This is a genomic window from Gordonia asplenii (assembly GCF_012933505.1).
Lineage (GTDB): Bacteria > Actinomycetota > Actinomycetes > Mycobacteriales > Mycobacteriaceae > Gordonia > Gordonia asplenii.
In genome coordinates this window covers 18,104-40,011 of record NZ_JABBNB010000043.1, presented here as the reverse complement: position 1 = coordinate 40,011, position 21,908 = coordinate 18,104, and the positions used below count along the sequence as shown (strand labels likewise).

The following is a 21,908-nucleotide window of genomic DNA, read 5'->3' as shown; positions in this document are numbered from 1 at the left end:
ACGCACTCCAACCCGTGGAGCACTACACACTCGCCACGGCGAAGCGATCGCGCCCCACACGGAGACTCAACCACCCTACCAGACACGCTCACACCCTCCAAATCACTGTGGACCGGAGTTCATGGCTCGCTGCGGTGCGTTGAATAAGTTACGCAGAAAGAAACAGAGTGTCAAATCAGCTGGTCAGGGCGATTTCCAAGGTTACGTGGCGGCGTCGAAGCGTGCTCCGGCGAAGGTCTTCTTGCCCCGCCGCACAACCAGCCACCGATGGTGCAGCAAATCGGAGCCGGCCGGAGTCCAGTCGGCATCGGTGATCTTCTCGTTGTTCACATATGCGCCACCCTCGCCGATGGCGCGCCGCGCTGCCTTGTTGCTTTCGGAGAGTCCGCTGTCGACGAGGATCTGCACGAGGCTCGGCGTGGAGTTCGTCGCGTACTCGGCGATCGTCGTCTCACCCAGCGCCGACGCGATGGTCGCCTCGTCGAGCCCGGTCAGTTCCGCACGTCCGAACAGTGCGGCACTCGCCTGTTCGACAGCCGCGGTCTGATCGGCGCCGTGAATGAGCGTGGTCATCTCGGCCGCGAGGCGTCGTTGCGCTTGCCGTAGATGAGGCTTCTCGGTGGTCACGGTCTCCAATTCGGCGATCTCATCGCGCGAGAGGAAGGTGAACCATCGCAGGTAGCGGATCACGTCCGCGTCGGCGGTGTTCACGAAGTACTGGTACCAGGCGTACGGAGTGGTCAGCTCGGCGTCGAGCCACAGGCTGCCGCCACCGGTCGACTTGCCGAACTTCTTTCCGTCCGACGACGTGACCAGCGGAACCGTCATCGCGTGCACGGACGCGCCGTCGACGCGACGGGTCAGGTCCACTCCCCCGACGATGTTCCCCCACTGGTCGGACCCGCCGATCTGCAACGCGCAGCCGAACCGGCGATGCAACTGCAGGAAGTCGTTCGCTTGCAACAGCATGTAGCTGAACTCGGTGTAGCTGATGCCGTCGGTTTCGAGGCGACGTTTCACCGTGTCGCGGGCCAGCATGACGTTCACCGAGAAGTGTTTGCCGACGTCGCGCAGAAACTCGATCGTCGAGAGCGGACCCGTCCAGTCCATGTTGTTCGCGATCACGGCGCCGTTCGCGCTCTCGTCGAGCCGCACGAATCGGCGCAGCTGAGCGTCGATCCGCTCGGCCCAGTCGGCGACGGTGTCGACGGAGTTCATCGTCCGCTCCCCGACGTCGCGCGGATCACCGATGAGTCCGGTGGCCCCGCCGGCCAGGACGATCGGCCGGTGTCCCGCCTGCTGGAAACGCGCCAGCGTCAACAGCGGCACCAGGTGGCCGGCGTGCAGGCTCGACGCCGTGGGATCGAATCCCGCGTACAGGGTGATCGGTCCCGTGGCGATCTCCGAGCGCAGTTCATCGAGGTCGGTGGACTGGGCGATCAGCCCGCGCCACTGCAACTCGTCGATGATGTCGGTCACGGTCGGTGTTGCCTGCTCGGCGCCTGGAGAACTCACGTGCCCTATCTTGCCTCTACGCCGTCAGCCGCTGATGCTCGGCCTCATCGACCTTGCGCGCTTCGTCGGCGAGCATCACCGCGATGCCGTCGGCGTCGATCCGGTAGGCGACGCGCAGTCGCGGGTTGTACAACTCGTCGCCCGCATCGAGGAGCGGTCCTTTGTCCACCGGACATACGAGCGCTTGGCGGACGAACGGTTTGATCTGCGCGGCGCGCGAACCTTCTGCCGACATCGATGTGTCACTGGCCTTTCATTGCTTCCGGGTGCTGGTTTGCGATGATTCGATCCGGCCGTAGCCGGACGGATCATCCCCAGTTTAGTTCTGCCGCGGCCGTCTTCGTGTAGCGGCGGTAACGACCTTCGGCGTCGCGGTACCACACGCGAGGGCCTGGTGCGGGCACTCCACGCTTGGCCATCTCGACCCACAGCGGCCGGTACGACTCCGACACCGGAATGTCGTCGACGAGTGTGATGAGGTGCGGTCGCTGCTTGGCGGGCAGGGTGCCCAGCGCGGTCCGCAGTTGCGTGACGGTGATCGAGTCGGCTTTGGTCGTGTCGACTTCCTCGCCGGCGCGTGCGGTGACGGCGGCGATCGCGATCTGATTCCCCGGCGTGCCGACCGAATACGCCACCACCTGATCGACGGCCTTCACCCTCGACAGCGCGTCTTCGATCGGCGGGATGAAGATGTAGGCATCCGACGAGCGGACGATCGCCGATGCCGTGCCCATGTACCAGTAGTCGCCGTCGGCATCCTGTTTGAACAGATGCCCCGACAGTTCCCACCGGTCATGCGAGGTGAACACGTCGCGCAGCACCGTCGACGAACTCTCGAACCGCTGACGTGCCCGCGACAGCAGGATTCCCACTTCGTCGACGTCGGCGCGCCGCACGTAGCCGTTCTCCCCCACTTCGAGTGCTTCCTGACGTGGGTCGACGGCGGCGATCTGCACCGGATTGGTTTCCGGCAGCGCACGGCCCATCGACCCTAGTTTGTCGCCGCGAACGTTGGCGAGGATCGCCGAACCGTCGGCGGTCGCGAAGAATTCGAGCACCTTCGCACTGGGGAAGCTGTCGAGGACCTCTTCCCAGAGGCCCGCAGTCATGCCCGAACCCATGAACAGGCGGATCGGGTTGTGATTGTTGATCGAGAATCGCGGCGAGCGGATGATCTCGCGCATCATCGACCACGTATAGGACACCACCGTGACGCCGTACCGGTGCACCTCGGTGGTGAAGGTCTCGGCGTCGACGCCGTTCGACAGCGCGATACGTGATCGGCCGGCGACGGTCGCGCCGAGGGTGGTGAGCAGGCCCGACGCATGGTGCAGCGGCGGCAGGCAGTAGACGGTGTCGCTCGAACTGAGTCCCGCGGCCGATGCCGCACCGAACGCGGACATCGCGAAGCGGTGGTTGGTGATCGGCCACTTCGACAGTTTGCCGCCGGCCCGGGTGAACAGGATGAACGCCAGGTCACCGGCCAGCCCCGGGTCCGGGCGATACCACGTCGGAATGGTGACGGCGTCGGGGTCGATCTGCTCCATGTCGATGATGTTGTGGCCGTCGGCCTTGGCGATGGCGCGCGAATCACCGCTGCCGCCGCCGAGGACGAGGACCTGCTTGGAGTGTTCGGCGGCTTGATCCAGGTGGCTCGGGTCGGTGATGATCACGCGCGACTCGGCGAGCCGCAGCATCTCAGACAGATTCCACTCGCCGGAAAGCATCACCGCGACGGCGCCGACCCGCGACAGTGCCGCGACGACGACGAGCGCGCTGGGCCGAGTGTCCATCAGCACACCGATGTGCTGGCCGGGCCTGATGCCGCACGAGATCAGACCTGCCACGACGTTGTCGATACGAGTGTTGACCTGCTCGTGACTGAGCACCCGGTTCTCGAAGAGGAACAGTTCGCTGTCTTTGGTGCGCTTGTTGTTCTCCGACATCAGCTTGCCAAGCGAAATCCGGGTCCCGGGCTGAATCTGGCCGAGGCGGAAGAGTCGGGGCACCGTGCGCACGGATTCCTGTGCGACGGCCAACGATGTCCGTTGCAGCGAGCTCGCGGCGTCGAACACCTCGCCCACCGCCGCGGTCCCGGCGTCGGCGACCGCTCCGAGCCCGTGGGTGACACGCGAGGACAAGCTCACACCACCACCCGGTTTGCCGGAGTCGTCGACCTCACGCATCGGTTCGATCTCCGACGGCGACTCACCGTCGCCCGACTGCCAGTTGATCCACTCCGCGGTGCGTGGCCAGGTATTGGTCCCGGCCTTGGAACCGACGACCAGCCCGAAGTGTCCGACCGGCAGCCGCGACTCGTAGACGTTGGCCGACGACGCCGCACGCAGAATGCCGCGGACCGCCTTGGGCTGACCGATGTCGTCCGCTTCGCCCACGAAAGCCAGTACGGGACAGGTGATTTCGGCGAGGGAGACCAGGTCGCCGTCGATCACGAAGCCGCCCGACACCATCCGGTTGTGCACGACGAACTGACGCAGCAGATCGGCGATCGCCGGCCCGGAGTAGGCGACCCAACCGTCGGCTTCGAGGAAGCGGCGCTGATCTTCACGCGGCAGCAGCGCGTCGCGGTCGTGCAGATTGCGCAGGAAGTCGAGGCGGCTCTTGGCCGTCTTGACCGGATCGAGGAGTTGGAAGCCCGTGCGCGCCATCCATCCGGGCAGCGAGAGGTGCGAGAACACCTTGTCGGCCATGAACTCCGCTCCGGGAGCGACGATGTTGGCCGGCAGTCCGAGCGGCAGGGCGCCGAGCATGTCGACGGGTGAACCGTAGGTGATGATCGACACGATTCCGGCCGACCGTCGATACGCCGCGGTCTGGTAGCTGAACATGCCGCCCTGCGAGTAGCCGCCGAGGTGCACGTCGCGTCCGGTGGTCTCGCGCACGATGTCGATGACGCGGCTGATCGCCTTCACGTGGTCGGTGATGGTGCGTTCGGTGCCGCCCTCTTCGCGGTCCGGCGACCCGAAGTCGATGACCCACGGGATGATGCCCGCGCTGTGCAGGATCGACACCGCACCGTACTGCTCGGTGACGTCGTAGACATTGGCCGACACCATCGGCGGCGGCACCAGAATCACGTGCGGTCCGGTCCCCGGGTCCTCCGGGAAGTATCGGCGGAGCCGGAACATGTTCTCGGTCTCCACCACCTGGAACGGCGTCGGCTTGGTGCCGGTGTCGAGTCCACCGAGGCGCAGCACCTCCAGCCCGTTCTGTGCGGTCGCGAGAACCTTGTCGACGGCGCTCACGACGCCGGGCAGGATCGAAAACTCCACTGTGCAACCCCTCACTGAAGACGACGTGACTCACGTCACCGCATACTGTACAAGTGTCCGAATGACCGGTGACGCGCAACCGTCACGCGAAAGTCGCGCGCAGAGCAGGCAATTGCCGGTTGAGTACGTCGAGTTGTCGGGCCACCTGCGACGACGACGTCCCACCGTGCGCATTCCGTGATTCGATGGACCCGCGGACCGACAACACCTCGCGCACCTGCGGCGTCAGCGCCGGGTTGATCGACGCCAGTTGCTCGTCGCTCAGACCGGCCAGATCGGTGCCCGCCTCCTCGGCCGCGCGGACCGAAGCCCCTGCCACCTCGTGCGCGACACGGAACGGAATACCCTGTCGCACAAGCCATTCCGCAACGTCTGTGGCGAGGGTGAAACCGGCGGGCGCTAGTTCAGCCATCCGATCGGCGTGGAAGGTCAACGTCGCGACCAGTCCCGCCATCGCCGGCAGCAGCAGTTCGAGCTGAGCCACCGAGTCGAACAGCGGCTCCTTGTCCTCCTGCAGGTCGCGGTTGTACGCCAGCGGCTGCGCCTTGAGGGTGGCGAGCAGTCCGGTGAGGTTGCCGATCAGCCGGCCGCTCTTGCCGCGGGCCAGCTCGGCGACGTCGGGGTTCTTCTTCTGCGGCATGATCGACGATCCGGTCGACCACGCGTCGGCGAGTGTCACGTAGCCGAATTCCGGTGTGCTCCACAGGATTATCTCTTCGCCGAGCCGCGACAGATCCACCGCGATCATCGCGAAGACGAAGGCGGCCTCAGCCGCGAAATCCCGCGCAGAGGTCGCATCGATCGAGTTCTCCGCGGGACCGCTGAAGCCGAGGTCGGCGGCGATGGCCGCCGGATCCAGACCGAGCGACGACCCCGCGAGTGCGCCGGAACCGTACGGCGACACCGCGGTTCGGCGGTCCGCGTCCAGAAGCCGGTCCAGGTCGCGCAACAGTGGCTGGGCATGCGCCAGCAACTGATGAGCCAGCAGCACGGGTTGCGCCGCCTGCAGGTGCGTCTTGCCCGGCATCACGATGTCGGGATGTGCCGCGGCCTGCGCCACCAGAGCGTCGACGACGTCGAGCACGCCGGCTCCGACACGTTTCATGGCGTCGCGCAGCCACATCCGGAACAGCGTCGCGACCTGGTCGTTGCGTGACCGGCCGGCGCGCAGACGGCCACCGAGTTCGGTGCCGACTCGGTCGATGAGACCGCGTTCGAGCGCGCCGTGCACGTCTTCGTCGGATTCCGCCGGGCCGAAGCTGCCGTCGGCGACGTCGGCGGCGAGTCGATCGAGGCCCGCCGACATCGCGGCGAGGTCGTCATCGGTCAGCAGCCCTGCCCGGTTGAGCACACGGGCGTGCGCTTTCGACGCCGCGACGTCGTAGGGCGCCAGGGCCCAGTCGAAATGCGTCGACTTGCTCAGTGCCGCCATCGCGGCGGTGGGGCCGTCGGCGAACCGACCGCCCCACAATGCGCCTTCATTGGTACCGTGCGAGGCGTCGGAGCTCACAGGTTGAGGTCCCGGCGTGCCGCGATCTTCGACGAAAGTCCGTGCAACTCAACGAATCCGCGGGCGGCGGACTGGTCGAAGCTGTCGCCCTCGTCGTAGGTGGCGAGGTTGAAGTCGTAGAGCGACTCGTTGCTGCGGCGGCCGTTGACGATGATTGCGCCGCCGTGCAGCTGCAGGCGGATATCGCCGGAGACGTGCTCCTGAGTTGACTCGACGAAGGCGTCCAGCGACCGCTTCAGCGGGGAGAACCACAGGCCGTCGTAGACCAGTTCGGCCCATTCGGCGTCGGTGCGGCGCTTGAACCGGCCGAGCTCGCGCTCCAGCGTCACGTGCTCCAGCTCCTCATGCGCGGTGACCAGCACCATCGCACCCGGAGCCTCGTACACCTCGCGACTCTTGATGCCGACGAGGCGGTCCTCGACGACGTCGAGGCGGCCCACGCCCTGCGCGCCTGCGCGACGGTTGAGTTCTTCGATGGCCTGCAGGACACTCACCGGCCGGCCGTCGATGGCGATCGGGCGGCCCTTGTCGAAGCTGATGATCAGTTCGTCGGGGGTGTTCCAGTTGGCGGTCGGGTCTTCGGTGTAGTCGTAGACGTCCTTGGTCGGGGCGTTCCACAGGTCTTCCAGGAAGCCGGTCTCGACGGCGCGGCCCCACACGTTCTGGTCGATCGAGAACGGCGACTTCTTCGACACCGTGATCGGGATGGCGTTTTCCTCGGCGAAGGCGATGGCCTTCTCGCGGGTCCAGGCGTAGTCGCGGACCGGTGCGATGACGTCGAGATCGGGTGCGAGAGAAGCGAACCCGACCTCGAAGCGCACCTGATCGTTGCCCTTGCCGGTGCAGCCGTGGGCCACCACGGTGCCGCCGTGATCGCGGGCGGCGGTCACGAGATGCTTGACGATCAACGGCCGCGAGAGTGCCGAGACCAGCGGGTAGCGGTTCATGTACAGCGCATTTCCCTTGATCGCGGGCAGGCAGTACTCGTCGGCGAACTCGTCGCGAGCGTCGACGACGACGGCCTCGACGGCGCCGCAGTCGATGGCGCGCTGGCGTACGGTCTCCATGTCCTCGCCGCCCTGGCCGAGGTCGAGAGCGACGGCTACAACCTCCTTGCCGGTCTCCTTGCCGATCCAGCTGATCGCGACGGAAGTGTCCAGTCCACCGGAATATGCGAGTACGACGCGTTCAGCCATGGGTGGTGCAGCTCCTTGAAATAGTTCTCTGGTTGTTGCTTGGGTTCTATTGTGTCGCCCCGTCGCGGCATCGGCGACGCCGGGTGGGGCATGTCTGCGGACGGGTCAGATCAGTGCTTCGATGCGGGCCGCGAGGGTGGCCCCATCTGCGGGTTCGCGGGCGACGACGAAGATCGTGTCATCGCCCGCGATGGTCCCGACGATGTCGGGCAGACTCGCCCGGTCCAGCGCGCTGGCCAGGTACTGCGCCGCGCCCGGCGGCGTGCGCAATACCGCGAGATTGCCGCTCGCGTCGGCGGAGACGAGCAGCTCGCCGAGCAACCGCGCCAGGCGGTCGGTACCGCCGGAGACTCCGCGCACCGGCGCGCCGTCCTCGGGCACGACATACACCCCGACGCCGCCGTCGGGCGCGCGCAATTTCACCGCGCCGAGTTCGTCGAGGTCGCGCGACAGCGTCGCCTGCGTGGCCTCGATCCCCTCGGCCGCGAGCAGCCGCGCGAGCTCCGACTGCGACCGCACCTGCTGTTGCGCGAGGATCGCGACGATGCGCGCATGTCGTCCCGCTCGCGTCGCCGCGAGCGTCGTCGACGGTTCGTCGGGCGTCATTAAGAAGACCCAGGCGACGGGACTTCGTCCGCCGGTGACAACCCAGGCGACGGGACTTCGTCCGCCGGTGACAACCCAGGCGACGGGACTTCGTCCGCCGGTGACAACCCAGGCGACGGGACTTCGTCCGCCGCGTGCTTATCCAACAGCCACACCAACAACGCCTTCTGCGCGTGCAGCCGGTTCTCCGCTTCGTCGAAGACGACGCTGGCCGGGCCGTCGATCACGGCGTCGGTGATCTCCTCGCCGCGATGCGCGGGCAGACAGTGCAAGACGATGGCGTCGTCGGCCGCGTGGGCCAGCAGCTCGTCGTTGATCTGGTACGGGCGGAACGGGCCGATCCGGTCGAGGCCGTCGTCTTCCTGCCCCATCGACGTCCAGGTGTCGGTGACGAGCACGTCGGCGCCGGTCACGGCCTCGATTGGATCGATCAAAACCGTTGCGGTAGCACCTGTTTCGGCAGCCCGCTCGTGCACGGACCGCAGCACCTCGGGGTCGGGCACGAACCCCTCCGGCGCGGCGACGGTGACGTTCATACCCGCGGTGACGCCACCTAGGAGCAGCGAGTGCGCCATATTGTTCGCGCCGTCGCCCAGATAGGTCATCTGCAGACCCGCCGTGCGCCCCTTGCGTTCGATGATCGTCTGCAGGTCGGCGAGCACCTGACACGGATGGAACGAGTCCGACAAAGCATTGACCACTGGAATCGACGCCCCGGCGGCGAGCGCCTCGAGACGTTCCTGACCGTAGGTCCGCCACACCACGGCCTCGACGAACCGGGACAGGACCGCACCGGTGTCGGCGAACGTCTCGTCGCGGCCGAGCTGGGTGTTCGCACCGTCGACGACGACGGCGTGTCCGCCGAGCTGGGCGATGCCCACCTCGAACGAGAACCGGGTCCGCGTCGAATTCTTGTCGAAGATCACGCCGACGCCGCGCGGGCCCTCCAGTGGGCGCCGGGAGAACGGCGCGGCTTTCAATTCGGCGGCGAGCGCCAGCACTTCGGCCTGCTCGGCCGGCGTGAGATCGTCGTCGCGCAGGAAGTGCCGGGTCATGAGTTCGCTCCTTGGGCTGCAGCGTGCAGCAGTTTCGGCAGTGCCGCAACGAATGTCGCGCCCTGCTCCTCGGTCAGAATCAGTGGTGGCGCGAGACGCAGCACGTCCGGCGCCGGGGCGTTGATGAGGAAGCCCACCTCACGTGCGGCGAGCTCGGTCTCCTTCGCGATGTCCGACGTCAACACGATGCCGATCAGCAGACCAGACCCCCGGACGTGGTCGATCGCGGGGTTCGCGAGTTCCTCAATGCCGGCGACGATCGACTTCCCCACGGCCGCAACATGATTGCAGAGGTCGAGGTCGTCGATGCGGTTGAGCACCGACAGCGCGGCCGCGGTGCACACCGGGTTGCCGCCGAACGTCGTGCCGTGCATCCCGGGCTGGAAGAGGTCGGCGGCCTCGCCCGCCGCGATCACCGCGCCGATCGGCAGCCCGCCACCCAGGCCCTTCGCCAGAGTCATCACATCCGGCACGACGCCGGCACTCTGATGGGCGAAGAACGTCCCGGTCCGGGCGATGCCGGTCTGAACCTCGTCGAAGATCAAGAGCGCACCGCGGTCGGCGGTGATCTTGCGCGCCGCAGCAAGGTAATCCGCGGGCGGCACGATCACACCACTCTCCCCCATGATGGGTTCGAGGATCACCGCGGCCGTCTGATCGGTCACCGCGGCGTCGAGTTCGGCGACGTCGCCGTAGGTGACGAAGTGAACGCCGGCCGGCATCGGCTCGAACGGCTCGCGCTTGGCCGGCTGCCCGGTCATCGCGAGCGCGCCCATGGTGCGGCCGTGGAACGCCTTCTCCGCGGCGACGATCTGCGAACGACCGGTGAGCCGGGCCAGTTTGAAAGCGGCCTCGTTGGCCTCGGTTCCCGAGTTGCAGAACATCACCCGCCCCGGATGGCCGAATTTGTCGAGCAGTCGCTCGGCTAGCTCGACCCCGGGTGGGCTGATGTACAGGTTCGACGTATGCCCGAGCGTCTCGAACTGACTCGCGATCGCCGCGGCCATCGTCGGATCTCCGTGGCCGAGCGCGTTGACCGCGATGCCGCCGAGCAGGTCGAGATAGGTCTTACCGTCGGCATCGGTGACGATCGCGCCCGCACCGCCCACCAGCGCGACCGGCGGAGTGCCGTAGTTGTTCATCATGACCGCGGACCACCGCCGCTGCCAGTCCTGCGTCGTCTCTCCGGTTGTCATCAGTTCAGTCCTTCGGTGTTCTCGACGACGGCGGTCCCGATGTCGGCCGACGTCAGCAGCTGCGCGATGACCGAGTGCGGCACGCGGCCGTCGATGACATGTGCGCGCTCGACGCCACCGGTCACCGCGCGCAGGCAGGCTTCCATCTTGGGTACCATGCCGGCGTCGAGGCTGCCGAGCAGTTGCGCCAGGTCATCAGTCGTGATCTCGGCGACCAGCGACGAACGGTCCGGCCAGTCGGTATAGAGGCCTTCGACGTCGGTGAGCATCACCAGCCGCTTGGCGTTCAACGCTTCGGCCAGTGCTGCCGCCGCGGTGTCGGCATTGATGTTGTGGATCACACCGTCGCGGTCGGGGGCGATGGTCGAGACCACCGGAATGCGCCCGGCCGCAACCAGATCGGTGACCGCCGACGTGTTGACCGACGTCACGTCGCCGACCAGCCCGATGTCGGTGGCCACGCCGTCGACGTCGACGGTCCGCCGCGTCGCGGTGAACAGATGCGCATCCTCACCGCTGATCCCCACGGCGTACGGGCCATGCGAGTTGATGAGTCCGACGAGTTCGCGCCCCACCTGGCCGAACAGCACCATCCGGGCGATGTCCATCACCTCCGGTGTGGTGACGCGGAAGCCGCCGCGGAACTCGCCCGCCAGCCCGACACGCTTGAGCATCGCCGAGATCTGCGGGCCACCGCCGTGTACGACGATCGGGTGAATTCCGCAGGCGCGCAACAGAACCATGTCCGCGGCGAACGCCTTCTTGAGATCCTCGTCGATCATCGCGTTGCCGCCGTACTTCACGACAACCGTTGCACCGTGCAGACTTTGCAGCGCCGGCAACGCCTCGGCCAGAACCGTGGCCTTGTCGAGCGCCGAGAGACCGTGAATCACATCCCCAGTCGCTTCGCTCGCCCCGGTCACATCCCCCGTCGCTTCGCTCGCCCCGGTCACATCCCCCGTCGCTTCGCTCGCCCCGGTCACGACGAGTACGCCGAGTTCTCTTCGACGTACGCGTGCGAGAGGTCCGTCGTACGGATCACCGCGCTCGCCGCACCGATCTTCAGGTCGACGTCGACGGCGATGTCCGCACCGGACAGGTCGACCTCGCGCGCGCCCGGGGCACCCATGCCGTCGATGCAGACCGGAGATCCGTTGAAGGACACCGCAATCGTGTCGGCGTCGAGCTCGATGGGCGCGACGCCGATCGCGGCGAGCACCCGGCCCCAGTTGGGATCGGAGCCGAACAGCGCGGTCTTCACCAGCGAGTCACGCGCGAGAGTGCGCGCACCGATCAGTGCCTGCTCCTCGGTCGCCGCACCGCTGACGGTGATGGTGATGCGCTTGGTCACCCCCTCTGCGTCGGCCATCAACTGGTAGGCCAGATCGTCGCAGACGGCGAACACGGCGTCGTCGAGCTCCTGCTGGGTGGGCTCCTTCTCGCTGGCGCCCGACGACAGCAGCAGCACGGTGTCGTTGGTCGAGGTGGCGCCGTCGACGTCGAGTCGATCGAAGGTTCGGGCGGTGGCCCGCCGCAGCGCGGTATCGAGTTGCGCCGCACTGACTTTCGCGTCCGTGGTGAGCACCACCAGCATCGTGGCCAGCGCGGGTGCGAGCATGCCCGCACCCTTGGCCATGCCGCCGACGTTCCACCCACCGTCGTGATGCAGCGCGGCCTGCTTGGGGACGGTATCGGTGGTCATGATCGCGTACGCCGCGTCGGTGCCGCCGGAGAGGCCGCCGGCCATCTCGTGAACGATCTCGGTGACGCCCGGCAAGACCTTGTCCATCGGCAGCCGATCGCCGATCAGTCCGGTCGAGCAGACCGCGACTTCGATTGCGCCCGTTTCGGTTCCCCAGTTGGACAGTTCCGCGGCGACCTTCTCCGCCGTCGCGTGAGTGTCCTGGAATCCGCCTGGGCCGGTGCAGGCATTGGCGCCGCCGGAGTTGAGGATCACCGCGCGCAGTGCCGCGCTCTTGAGTACCTGCTCGCTCCAGCGAACCGGCGCGGCCTTGACCTTGTTGGTGGTGAACACACCCGCCGCACCGTATTCCGGACCTTCGTTGAAGACCAGCGCGAGGTCGGGTTTGCCCGACGCCTTGATTCCCGCCGCAATTCCGGCGGCCCGGAAGCCCAGCGGGGCGGTAACGCCTTGTTCCCGAACGAGTTTCACGGTGCCACTCCTACCACGGACAGTCCTTCGGCTTCGCCCCAACCCAGCGCCAGATTCATCGATTGCACGGCGGCTCCACCGGTGCCCTTGGTCAGATTGTCGATCGCGCCGACCGCCACCAGCGTTCCCGACCGTTCGTCGACGGTCACCGACAGTTGAACGGCGTTGGAGCCGAGCACCGAACCGGTCGTCGGTAACGCGCCGTCGGGCAGAACATGAATGAAAGTCTCGTCGCCATAAGCTTTTTCGTAGATCGCCGCGACGTCGGCGGCAGTCGCGGAAGTCCGCGCCGTACAGGTGGCGAGGATGCCCCGGGCCATCGGCACCAGTACCGGCGTGAACGATACGGTGACCGGCTCGTCGGCGGCCGCCGAGAGTGCCTGCGAGATCTCCGGCGTGTGGCGGTGCACGCCCCCGACGCCGTAGGCCCGCGCCGAGCCGATGACCTCCGCCGCGAGCAGATCGGCCTTCGGTGCGCGCCCCGCACCCGACGTTCCGCTGACCGCGACGATCGTCACGTGTGGTTCCACGACCCGCGCGGCGAGCGCCGGGAGCAACGACAGGATGGAGATCGTCGGGTAGCAGCCGGGCACCGCGATCCGGCTGGCGTCACGCAGTTTGTCCCGGTTGCCGGGCAGTTCGGGAAGGCCGTACGGCCAGGTACCCGCGTGCTCGCCACCGTAGTAATCGGCCCAGTCCTGTGCGTCGGAGAGCCGGAAGTCGGCGCCACAGTCGATGACGATCGTCGTCGGCGGCAACGCGTCGGCGATGACCGCCGACGTCCCGTGCGGCAGACCGAGGAACACCACGTCGTGGCCGGCGAGGACCTCCGGTGTGGTGTCCGCAAGCACGACGTCGGCGAGCGGAAGCAGGTGCGGATGATGAGCGCGTACCGTGGTGCCCGCGTTGCCGCCCGCCGTCAGCGCGCCGATCTCGATCTCGCCCGCCGCATATCGTGGATGCCCGAGCAAGAGTCGAAGAATCTCCCCGCCCGCATACCCGCTGGCGCCGGCTACCGCTATCCGTATGGTCATAGAATCATTATGCACTACGGTGCAAATTGATTCACAGGCGCCGACCGGAAATCCGAGTCGCTACCTCAGTCGCGCGCCGACGCTCGACGCTGCGGCGTCGACCGCGGCCAACTTGGCCGCATTGGCCTCCTCCTCGGTGAGCGTCCGGTCCGCGGCACGGAACCGCAACGCGAACGCCAGCGACTTGCGGCCCTCCCCGACCTGCTCCCCGACGAACACGTCGAACAGATCCAACGACTCCAGCAACTCACCGGCACCTGCGCGCAACGCCTTCTCGACGTCGGCCGCAGCGACACCGGCGTCGACGACGACGGCCAGATCCTGCAGCACCGCCGGGAACACCGACAACGTCGGCGCGGGCAGCACGACGTCGAGCGGGAGAGCGTCGATGGAGATCTCCACCGCGCACGTCCCCTTCGGCAACCCCGCCCGCTCCAACACCGCCGGATGCAGCTCACCGGCCCAACCGACGGTGATGTCTCCGCTCGCCCCGGTCACATCTCCCGTCGCTCCGCTCGCCCCGGTCACATCTCCCGTCGCTCCGCTCGCCCCGGGCTCATTGGCGGGCACCACGATCCGCGCGCACCGCCCCGGATGCCACGGCAGCTTCTCGGTATCCGCAACGAGTTCGACGACGACCCCGGCCGCCCGCGCGATGGTCCGCGCCGCTTCGAACGCGTCGGTGGCGTCCGCCACCCGGCCCGGGCCCCACGGACCGGCGGGATCACGAAGTCCGGTGAGCACCGTCGCGACGTGTACCGGCTGCTTGGGCAGCGCGGCATCGATGGCCGCCAGTTCCGCCGCCGACGGCCGGCGTGTGACATCCAACGCCCCAACGACCTCAGCGTTTCCATCCGCCCCGCTCCCGGCGCCGTCGACGATCTGGCCGATCGTGAACAGCGACAGATCCCGCTGACCGCGCGCGATGTTGCGCGCGGTCATCTCCAGCAGGCCCGGCAGCAGCGTGGTGTTCAGCTCCGGCCGATCCGACTCCAGCGGATTGAGCACCTTCACCGTCGACCGGCGCGGGTCGTCGTCGGGCAGGCCCCACACGTCGAACACGCCCGCGGGCATGAACGGGTAGGGCAACACCTCGACGAATCCGTCGAGCGCCAGTGTCCGGCCGATGCTGCGTCGACGACGCTGCGACGGCGTCAGCCCGGTACCCGCCGGCGCGGCCGGTACGATCGCCGGAATGTCTTCCAGCCCTTCGAGCCTGAGCACCTCTTCGACGAGGTCGGCGCGTTGCCGCAGGTCGGGCCGCCACGACGGCGGATTGACCGTCAGCGTGTCGCCGTGATCAGTGACCGCACAGCCGACCTCGATCAGCCGCGTTCGCGTGGTGCCCGCCGGGTAGCTGATGCCCGCGGTGACGTCCGGGGCGTCGACGGCGATCTCGATCGACACCGGGGCGAGCGAAGCGACGCGCACATCGGTCCAGTCGTCGGCGACGACGCCGCCCGCGATCTCGGCGATCAACTGTGCGCCGCGCGCCGACGCGATGGCGGTGATCTCCGGGTCGACGAGGCGCTCGAACCGCTTGCTGGCCTCCGACGTCAGCTTGTGCCGCTTGCCGGTGCGGAACACCCGCACCTGGTCGAAGTTGGCCGACTCCAGCAGGACTCGCGTCGTCTCCGGCCCCACCTCCGTCGATTCGCCGCCCATCACACCCGCCAGGGCGATCGCACCCGACTCGTCGGCGATGACGACGTCTTCTGGATCGAGCGTACGCTCAACGCCGTCGAGAGTGGTCAGCTTCTCCCCCGGCGTCGCATTGCGCACGGTGATCGCGCCGGTGACCTTGTCGGCGTCGAACGCGTGCAGGGGTTGCCCGAGTTCGATCATGACGTAGTTGGTGACGTCGACGATGCCGGAGATGGGCCGGATTCCGGCGACCATCAGCCGTTTGCGCAGCCACCACGGCGAGACCGCCGCAGCGTCGACGTTGGAGATGATTCGCGCGGTGTATCGCGTTGCGGCAGAGTCGGATTCGATGTCGACCGGCCAACCCTCACTTGCCTCGCGGCCCACCACGACCTCAGCCGCGGGATCCGCGAACGGCACCGCGAACGCACTGGCGAGCTCGCGTCCGAGGCCACGCATCGAGAAGGCGTAGCCACGGTCGGGGGTGACGTTGACGTCGATGGCCACGTCGGCGAGGCTCAGCACCTCACGGGCGTCCGCACCCGGCTCGGCGGTTCCCGGTGCGAGGACCAGGATTCCGCTGTGGTCGTTGCCGACGCCCAGTTCGGCGACCGAGCAGATCATCCCGTCGGAGACCCTGCCGTAGGTCTTGCGTGCGGCGATCGCGAATGGACCGGGCAGCACGGTGCCCGGCAGTGCGGCGACGATCAGGTCGCCGACAGCGAAGTTCCGTGCGCCGCAGACGATCTCACGTGGGGTGTCTTCGCCGACGTCGACTGTGCAGAAGCGGATCGGCTTCTTGAACTCGGTGAGTTCTTCGATGGTCTCCACTCGACCGATGACCAGCGGCCCGCTGATCTCGGGGAAGGCCTCGACGTCTTCGATCTCGAAGCCGACGCGCACGAATCCGGCGTCGATCTCCTCGGCCGTCGCCGACCAGTCAGGGGTACTGACCCGCAGGACCTCGGTGAGCCAAGACTGTGGAACACGCACGGTGAGTTTCTACTTTCGTTCTATGTGGCTGAGTGAGGCTGTGGACCGCGCTCAGGCGGCAGGGCCGAACGGCGTGGTGAAGCGGATGTCGCCTTCGACCATGTCGCGCATGTCGGCGAGGTCGTTGCGGAACTGCAGGGTGCGCTCGAGCCCCATGCCGAAGGCGAAGCCCGAGTAGACGTCGGGGTCGATACCGCTGGCGCGCAACACATTCGGGTTGACCATGCCGCAGCCGCCCCACTCCACCCAGCCGGCTCCGCCCTTCTTGCCGGGGAACCAGACGTCCACCTCCGCGGACGGCTCGGTGAACGGGAAGTAGCTCGCGCGCATTCGGGTGGTGGTCTCCGGGCCGAACAACGCCTTCGCGAACACTTCGAGGGTGCCGCGCAGGTTGGCGAGAGTCAGACCCTTGTCGACGGCCAACCCCTCGATCTGATGGAAGACCGGAGTGTGGGTGGCGTCGAGTTCGTCGGTGCGGAAGGTACGGCCCGGGCACGCGACGTAGATGGGCACTTCGCGGGTGAGCATCGACCGCACCTGCACCGGCGACGTGTGGGTGCGCAGCACCTGCCGCGAACCCTCCGGCGCGATGTAGAAGGTGTCCTGCATCGAACGGGCGGGATGGTCGGGCAAGAAATTCAGCGCGTCGAAGTTGTAGTGCTCGGCCTCCACCTCGGGGCCTTCGGCGATCTCCCAGCCCATCCCGACGAACACGTCGGCCACCTGTTCGGCGATCACGGTGATCGGGTGCCGTGCTCCCACGGGGCGTCGAGCACTCGGAAGGGTGACATCGATCGACTCGGCGACCAGCACGGCCGCGTCGCGTTCGGCGACGAGGATCTCGGTGCGCTGCTCGAGTGCGGCACCGGCACGGCCGCGGGCCTGGTTGACCAACTTGCCCGCGGCGGAACGCTCTTGCTTCGGAAGCGAACCGAGCTCGCGGCGGGCGAGGGAGATCGGCGCGCGGTCACCGAGGTGCTCAGCCTTGGCCGCCTGCAATTCGTCGAGAGTCGACGCCGCTTCAAAGGCCGCGACGGCCGCGACGACGGCGTCGTCGAGGACCGCTGGGTCGAGGGGCGAGAGATTATCGGCGGATTCGGTGGCCACGGACGGCGGTCTCCTCGTGCGGATCGGGAACAGAACTCGGGACAACCCTAGTCCATCGCACTCACCCCGCCGGAGTCAGGTCACCTCCCCTGACCTGCGCTTGCAGTGGCCGGTGCGGTCAACAGACGCGCCGCGACGACGCAGAACACACCGATCGCGAGCCATCGCAGGCCGTCGTCGATGAGACCGAAGCGCGCGACCATCAGGATCGCCAGGCCCGCGGCCGCCAGCAATGTCCATACCGCGGCGTCGCGCAGCGGTGAGGTGCTCGCGGCACGGGCGCCGTCCCACCAGCGCAGCGGCGTGTTCTCGAGGCGAGACAGCACCCCGACCACGGGAATCATCACGATGAGCACCAGCACGGTCTCGCCGGCCACCGTCCATCCGTAGCCGGGAGCCGACGGCGAACGGTCGAAGCCCAGCGCCATTCCACCGGCGATGATCAGTGCCAGCATCGGCAGGTGCCACAGGTAGAGAGTCATCGCGCCGCGGTTGCCGAGCGCGACCCACCACCAGAGGCGGGGACGTGCGACGATTCGCGCGAGTGCCCGCGCGGACGCCACCGCCAGAGCGCACAGTACGACGGCGTGCCCGGCCAGCAGCAGACTCGGCGGAGTCATATTGGAGAACTTCTGGCCCGCAACCGTGACGAGCGACACCTCATACGGACCCGCGGTGACCAGCACGACGTTCATCGCTAGCGTGCCCAGCGCCACCACCAGCGCGATGAACGGCCGGATCAACCGTTTCGCGTACCCGACACCCAACAATGCCGGGATCGTCCACACCGCAACGTAATTCACGTAACCCCACTCCTGGGCACCGGTCGTCAGGCGCAGCAGATCCATCACAGCGGTCACCGCGTAGCAGCCGAGGACGGCGGCGACCAGTGTCGACGCATCGTCGATCCGCTGCATCAGGGGCACCACCGCGAGGATCATCAGGTACGCACCGAGAAACCACAACAGCTGCACGCCGAGTCGCGCCACGACGTCGAGCACTGCCGAATCACCAACCGCCGCAAGGATTCCCATGACCACGCCGACGACGATGAGGTACCAGAAGACCGGCCGCAGCAGTCGCTGTGCCCGTGCGAACAGCCAATGTCCGGCGCTGCGCCGGCCGTCGGGAGCCGCGCGCCACCCGTAGGTCGATGCCGCGGCGCCGGCGAAGAAGAACAACGGAAGGATCTGCAGCAGCCAGGTCGCAATCTGCAATGCGGGGACGTCACCGAGGAGATTGCCGAGGTCGACGCGACCGCCCGACACCGCGACGGTCAGCATGATCGAATGTCCGGCGATCACGACGATCAGGGAGACCAGGCGGAGCAGATCGATCACACGGTCCCGGTCAGTGCCGGTCAGTGCGGCGAGGCGGGCCACGGTCATCGTCGTGGCGACGGACGGGGCAGGCGTCGGAGACGGTAGACGGCGGATTCTCAGCGGTTTTGTGACAGCGACGTCGGGGGCCGACGTCGGGCGAAGCGGTGAAGACACGGTCATGCGTCCAGCCTCGCCGGAGTGCGGACCACGCGACTGAGCAGAACTACTCGGTTGGGCGCCGTGAACTACGCGGGTTGGTCGGGAATCACGATCGGTACGCCGAATCTCCCGAGATTGCGATCGAGCGTCGCGATCTTGCCGCCCAGTTCGAGGGTCATCGCGGCCAAGTGAGCGTCGGTGGTCAGGTTTCCCGCTGTGCCGGCGTCGAGCAACAAATCGCTCAGAATACGAAAGTGTCGTGGTCCGGGCTCGGGAGTGGTGACATTCGGTAGCGCAAGCCACGAATCAGCGATCCCCAGCGCCTGGCCTGCGGTCAGCGGCATCGGAAATACTCGAGCACCGGTGGCGATGCGAACGAATGCGACGAGAGTGACCCACGGCAGCCCCACCGGCCGACCCGATGCGAGCTCATGAATCAGCCACGACTTACATCGCTCATGCTGTGGCGCAGCCTCATTCACGGCGTAGAGGAGAATATTCGCGTCGACGACGATCATCGCCCCTGCTCTAGCTTCCGAGCGACTTCGTCGTCCTCCAATTCGGCGGCGAGTGCGAGCGAATGAGTGAGGTCGACGCGTGGTCGACCCATCGAATAGGTGGGGAACGAGATCTCGCCGACGGGGCGAGCCGACCGACCCAGTCCCTGCCGAATGGCGTCGTTGACGGCGTCTTTGAAGGTGATGCCGCGCTCGCGCATGGCCTTGTGCAGCATGGCCTCGACATCACTGTCGAGGGTGATCGTCGTCCGGCTCATGTCTCAGGCTAGCATCAATGCATCATGCCTCAAGCATCATGATGCTTCGATCTCAGTGCGCGTGAGCCGCGCTGCTCGCATACAGGCAGATCGCCGACGCCGCGGCCAGATTCAGGCTCTCGGCCCTACCCCGAATGGGGATCGACACCCGGTAGTCGGCGCTCGACGCGACGTCGTCGGGCAGGCCGTGCGCCTCGTTGCCGAAGAGCCAGGCGGTCGGGGCGGTGAGGATGCCCGACGCCGCGTCGAGACTCAGCTCACCATCGACGGCGGTGGCGAGGACGGTGAGTCCCGCAGCGCGCACGGCGTCGAGGCCCACCGTGATGTCACGTTCACGGATTACCGGCACATGGAACACGCTGCCGGCGCTGGCTCGGACACATTTGCCGTTGTGCGGGTCGACGCTGTCGCCTAGGAGGACCACGGCGTCGGCGCCCATCGCGTCCGCGCAGCGGATAAGCGTCCCGGCGTTACCGGGTTCACGCATTTCAACTGCGATCGCGAGGAGCGCGGGACGAGCACGCAGGACTGTGCCGAGGTCGGCGTCGAGCAGCGAACAGATCGCGAAAATTCCTGGTGCCGTTGATGTTTCGGTCAACTTGTCGGCCGCGCGGGCGGTCAGCGTGGAGACTGGTACGCCGTCGGACGCGGCTCGGGAGATGACCTCGGCGAAGCGCTCGGCGTCGGAGTCGCGAACAAGCAGCTGCCGGGCGCGGCCGGTGTCGAGGGCCGCGGTAACCGCGTTAGCTCCCTCGGCGAGGAATTCGCGTCGCTCGCGACGAACCGATGCGCGCGCGAGCTTTGCATACGAAACGACCCGCGAGGAGCGCTCGGACAGCGGCTGTGCTGTCGGGAACTCCCCCGCGGGTCGTGAGTCTGAACTCAACTGTGCCGAATCGAAATCAGGCAGCAGGTGCGTTGACGTCGGCGGGCAGTGCCTTGCGGGCCACCTCGACCAGCGCGGTGAACGCAGCCGGATCGGTGATGGCGATGTCGGAAAGAACCTTGCGGTCGACCTCGACGCCCGCGGCCTTGAGGCCCTGGATCAGACGGTTGTAGGTGATGTCGTTGGCCCGGGCGGCAGCGTTGATGCGCTGGATCCAGAGCTTGCGGAACTCACCCTTGCGAGCGCGGCGGTCGCGGTAGGCGTAGGTCAGCGAGTGGAGCTGCTGCTCCTTGGCCTTGCGGTACAGGCGCGAACGCTGTCCGCGGTAGCCCTTCGACGCTTCGAGAGTTGCGCGGCGCTTCTTCTGGGCGTTTACCGCCCTTTTCACGCGTGCCATGTTGTCAGTCCTTTACTTCAAGTCGTGCGGGGAAAGTGGTCAGCGGTTGAGCAGGCGCTTGATGCGCGGCGCGTCGTTCTCGCTGACGACGGCGACGCCGTCCAGACGCCGGGTGCGGCGCGACGACTTGTGCTCGAGGAGGTGGCGACGGTTGGCCTTCTGGCGAAGGATCTTGCCGCTACCGGTCACCTTGAATCGCTTCGCGGTGCCCTTGTGAGTCTTGCTCTTTGGCATGGTGAGTTCCTAACTTCATGCATTCTTGCGCATCCCCTCCGAGTGAAGGGGATGCGATGACTGGTGAGTCTGGTCTATTCCGCTGCGGGAGCGTTGTTGTCGCCGCCGCGGCTGCGACCTTGCGGTGCGGCCTTCGCGCGGGTCTTGGCTCCCTTGTGCGGTGCGAGCACCATCGTCATGTTGCGGCCATCCTGCTTGGCGGAGGTCTCGACGAACCCGTAGTCGGCGACGTCGTTGCCCAGACGCTGCAACAGCCGGTAACCGAGCTCCGGGCGGGACTGCTCACGCCCGCGGAACATGATGGTGACTTTCACCTTGGAGCCGGCTTCGAGGAACCGGACGACGTGACCCTTCTTGGTCTCGTAGTCGTGGTCGTCGATCTTCGGACGCAGCTTCTGTTCCTTGATGACGGTCATCTGCTGGTTGCGACGCGATTCGCGCTGCTTCTGAGCCGCCTCATACTTGAACTTGCCGTAGTCCATGATCTTGCAGACGGGCGGCCGAGCGTCGGGAGCGACCTCGACCAGGTCGAGATCAGCTTCGTATGCAAGGCGCAGCGCATCTTCAACACGCACGATGCCCACCTGCTCCGAATTCGGTCCGACTAACCGGACCTCGGGGACGCGGATGCGCTCGTTGATGCGAGTCTCAGTGCTGATGGGGCCTCCTAATTCAATACCTACAGGTCGACTGGCGACACCGGGCACGAAAGGGGAACTCACCTCAGCAAAGAACCCCGTCTGCCTGCGCTTCTCACGCATGCCACGGGGCTCCGATACCGACCGATCCACCCGAGTGTCACCGCAGCCATAA

Annotated in this window: 19 protein-coding genes and 1 pseudogene; all 20 read right to left on the bottom strand. The window is 67.0% G+C overall.

Going from position 1 to position 21,908, the window contains the following annotated elements; translation table 11 throughout:
* Positions 1-201: 201 nt before the first annotated feature.
* The 20 genes and pseudogenes from tyrS to infC all read right to left on the bottom strand — a co-directional run bounded on the left by tyrS (position 202) and on the right by infC (position 21,802).
* On the bottom strand, positions 202-1,515 hold the full coding sequence (gene tyrS, locus HH308_RS27055) for a tyrosine--tRNA ligase (RefSeq protein WP_170197393.1): 1,314 nt from the start codon (positions 1,513-1,515) through the stop codon (positions 202-204).
* 16 nt (positions 1,516-1,531) lie between these two features.
* On the bottom strand, positions 1,532-1,750 hold the full coding sequence (locus tag HH308_RS27050) for a Trm112 family protein (protein ID WP_170197392.1): 219 nt from the start codon (positions 1,748-1,750) through the stop codon (positions 1,532-1,534).
* Positions 1,751-1,823: 73 nt separating this feature from the next.
* Entirely contained in the window at positions 1,824-4,808 is a 2,985-nt protein-coding gene (locus tag HH308_RS27045) for an AMP-binding protein (RefSeq protein ID WP_170197391.1), read from the bottom strand.
* A gap of 82 nt (positions 4,809-4,890) precedes the next feature.
* Complete coding sequence (gene argH / locus HH308_RS27040) at positions 4,891-6,318, bottom strand: argininosuccinate lyase (RefSeq protein ID WP_170197390.1); 1,428 nt, start codon at positions 6,316-6,318, stop codon at positions 4,891-4,893.
* Entirely contained in the window at positions 6,315-7,514 is a 1,200-nt protein-coding gene (locus HH308_RS27035) for an argininosuccinate synthase (RefSeq protein WP_170197389.1), read from the bottom strand. The genes argH and HH308_RS27035 overlap by 4 nt, the downstream gene beginning before the upstream one ends.
* A 105-nt stretch (positions 7,515-7,619) precedes the next feature.
* A complete protein-coding gene (locus tag HH308_RS27030; RefSeq protein ID WP_170197388.1) occupies positions 7,620-8,120 on the bottom strand; it encodes an arginine repressor in 501 nt (166 codons plus the stop codon).
* Positions 8,121-8,260: 140 nt separating this feature from the next.
* Positions 8,261-9,175, bottom strand: a pseudogene (argF, locus tag HH308_RS27025) (ornithine carbamoyltransferase); the annotation flags it as partial.
* The gene (locus HH308_RS27020; RefSeq protein WP_170197387.1) at positions 9,172-10,371 is read right to left on the bottom strand and encodes an acetylornithine transaminase; all 1,200 of its coding nucleotides are present in this window, start codon (positions 10,369-10,371) and stop codon (positions 9,172-9,174) included. The pseudogene argF and the gene HH308_RS27020, both read right to left, overlap by 4 nt.
* Positions 10,371-11,264, bottom strand: a complete 894-nt coding sequence (gene argB / locus HH308_RS27015) for an acetylglutamate kinase (RefSeq protein WP_312870866.1) — start codon at positions 11,262-11,264, stop codon at positions 10,371-10,373. Before argB ends, HH308_RS27020 begins: the two co-directional genes overlap by 1 nt.
* 86 nt (positions 11,265-11,350) lie before the next feature.
* On the bottom strand, positions 11,351-12,586 hold the full coding sequence (gene argJ, locus HH308_RS27010) for a bifunctional glutamate N-acetyltransferase/amino-acid acetyltransferase ArgJ (protein WP_170197386.1): 1,236 nt from the start codon (positions 12,584-12,586) through the stop codon (positions 11,351-11,353).
* Positions 12,541-13,578, bottom strand: a complete 1,038-nt coding sequence (gene argC, locus HH308_RS27005; protein ID WP_170197385.1) for an N-acetyl-gamma-glutamyl-phosphate reductase — start codon at positions 13,576-13,578, stop codon at positions 12,541-12,543. Before argC ends, argJ begins: the two co-directional genes overlap by 46 nt.
* A gap of 60 nt (positions 13,579-13,638) precedes the next feature.
* A complete protein-coding gene (gene pheT / locus HH308_RS27000; protein WP_170197384.1) occupies positions 13,639-16,215 on the bottom strand; it encodes a phenylalanine--tRNA ligase subunit beta in 2,577 nt (858 codons plus the stop codon).
* Positions 16,216-16,266: 51 nt separating this feature from the next.
* On the bottom strand, positions 16,267-17,322 hold the full coding sequence (gene pheS, locus HH308_RS26995; protein WP_170197383.1) for a phenylalanine--tRNA ligase subunit alpha: 1,056 nt from the start codon (positions 17,320-17,322) through the stop codon (positions 16,267-16,269).
* Between the two features lie 80 nt (positions 17,323-17,402).
* A complete protein-coding gene (locus HH308_RS26990) occupies positions 17,403-18,824 on the bottom strand; it encodes an acyltransferase family protein (RefSeq protein WP_170197382.1) in 1,422 nt (473 codons plus the stop codon).
* Between the two features lie 65 nt (positions 18,825-18,889).
* Positions 18,890-19,321 (bottom strand): TA system VapC family ribonuclease toxin, encoded by a 432-nt coding sequence (locus HH308_RS26985; RefSeq protein WP_170197381.1) that lies wholly within the window; start codon positions 19,319-19,321, stop codon positions 18,890-18,892.
* Positions 19,318-19,578, bottom strand: coding sequence for an antitoxin (locus HH308_RS26980; protein ID WP_170197380.1), 261 nt, complete (start codon positions 19,576-19,578; stop codon positions 19,318-19,320). The genes HH308_RS26985 and HH308_RS26980 overlap by 4 nt, the downstream gene beginning before the upstream one ends.
* A gap of 52 nt (positions 19,579-19,630) precedes the next feature.
* A complete protein-coding gene (locus HH308_RS26975) occupies positions 19,631-20,464 on the bottom strand; it encodes a TrmH family RNA methyltransferase (protein ID WP_170197379.1) in 834 nt (277 codons plus the stop codon).
* A 16-nt stretch (positions 20,465-20,480) separates the two neighbouring features.
* A complete protein-coding gene (gene rplT / locus HH308_RS26970; protein ID WP_170197378.1) occupies positions 20,481-20,861 on the bottom strand; it encodes a 50S ribosomal protein L20 in 381 nt (126 codons plus the stop codon).
* Positions 20,862-20,900: 39 nt separating this feature from the next.
* Positions 20,901-21,095: a 50S ribosomal protein L35 gene (gene rpmI / locus HH308_RS26965; protein WP_170197377.1), complete on the bottom strand. Its 195-nt coding sequence runs from the start codon at positions 21,093-21,095 to the stop codon at positions 20,901-20,903.
* 74 nt (positions 21,096-21,169) lie between these two features.
* Positions 21,170-21,802, bottom strand: coding sequence for a translation initiation factor IF-3 (gene infC, locus HH308_RS26960; RefSeq protein WP_170197395.1), 633 nt, complete (start codon positions 21,800-21,802; stop codon positions 21,170-21,172).
* Positions 21,803-21,908: the final 106 nt, after the last annotated feature.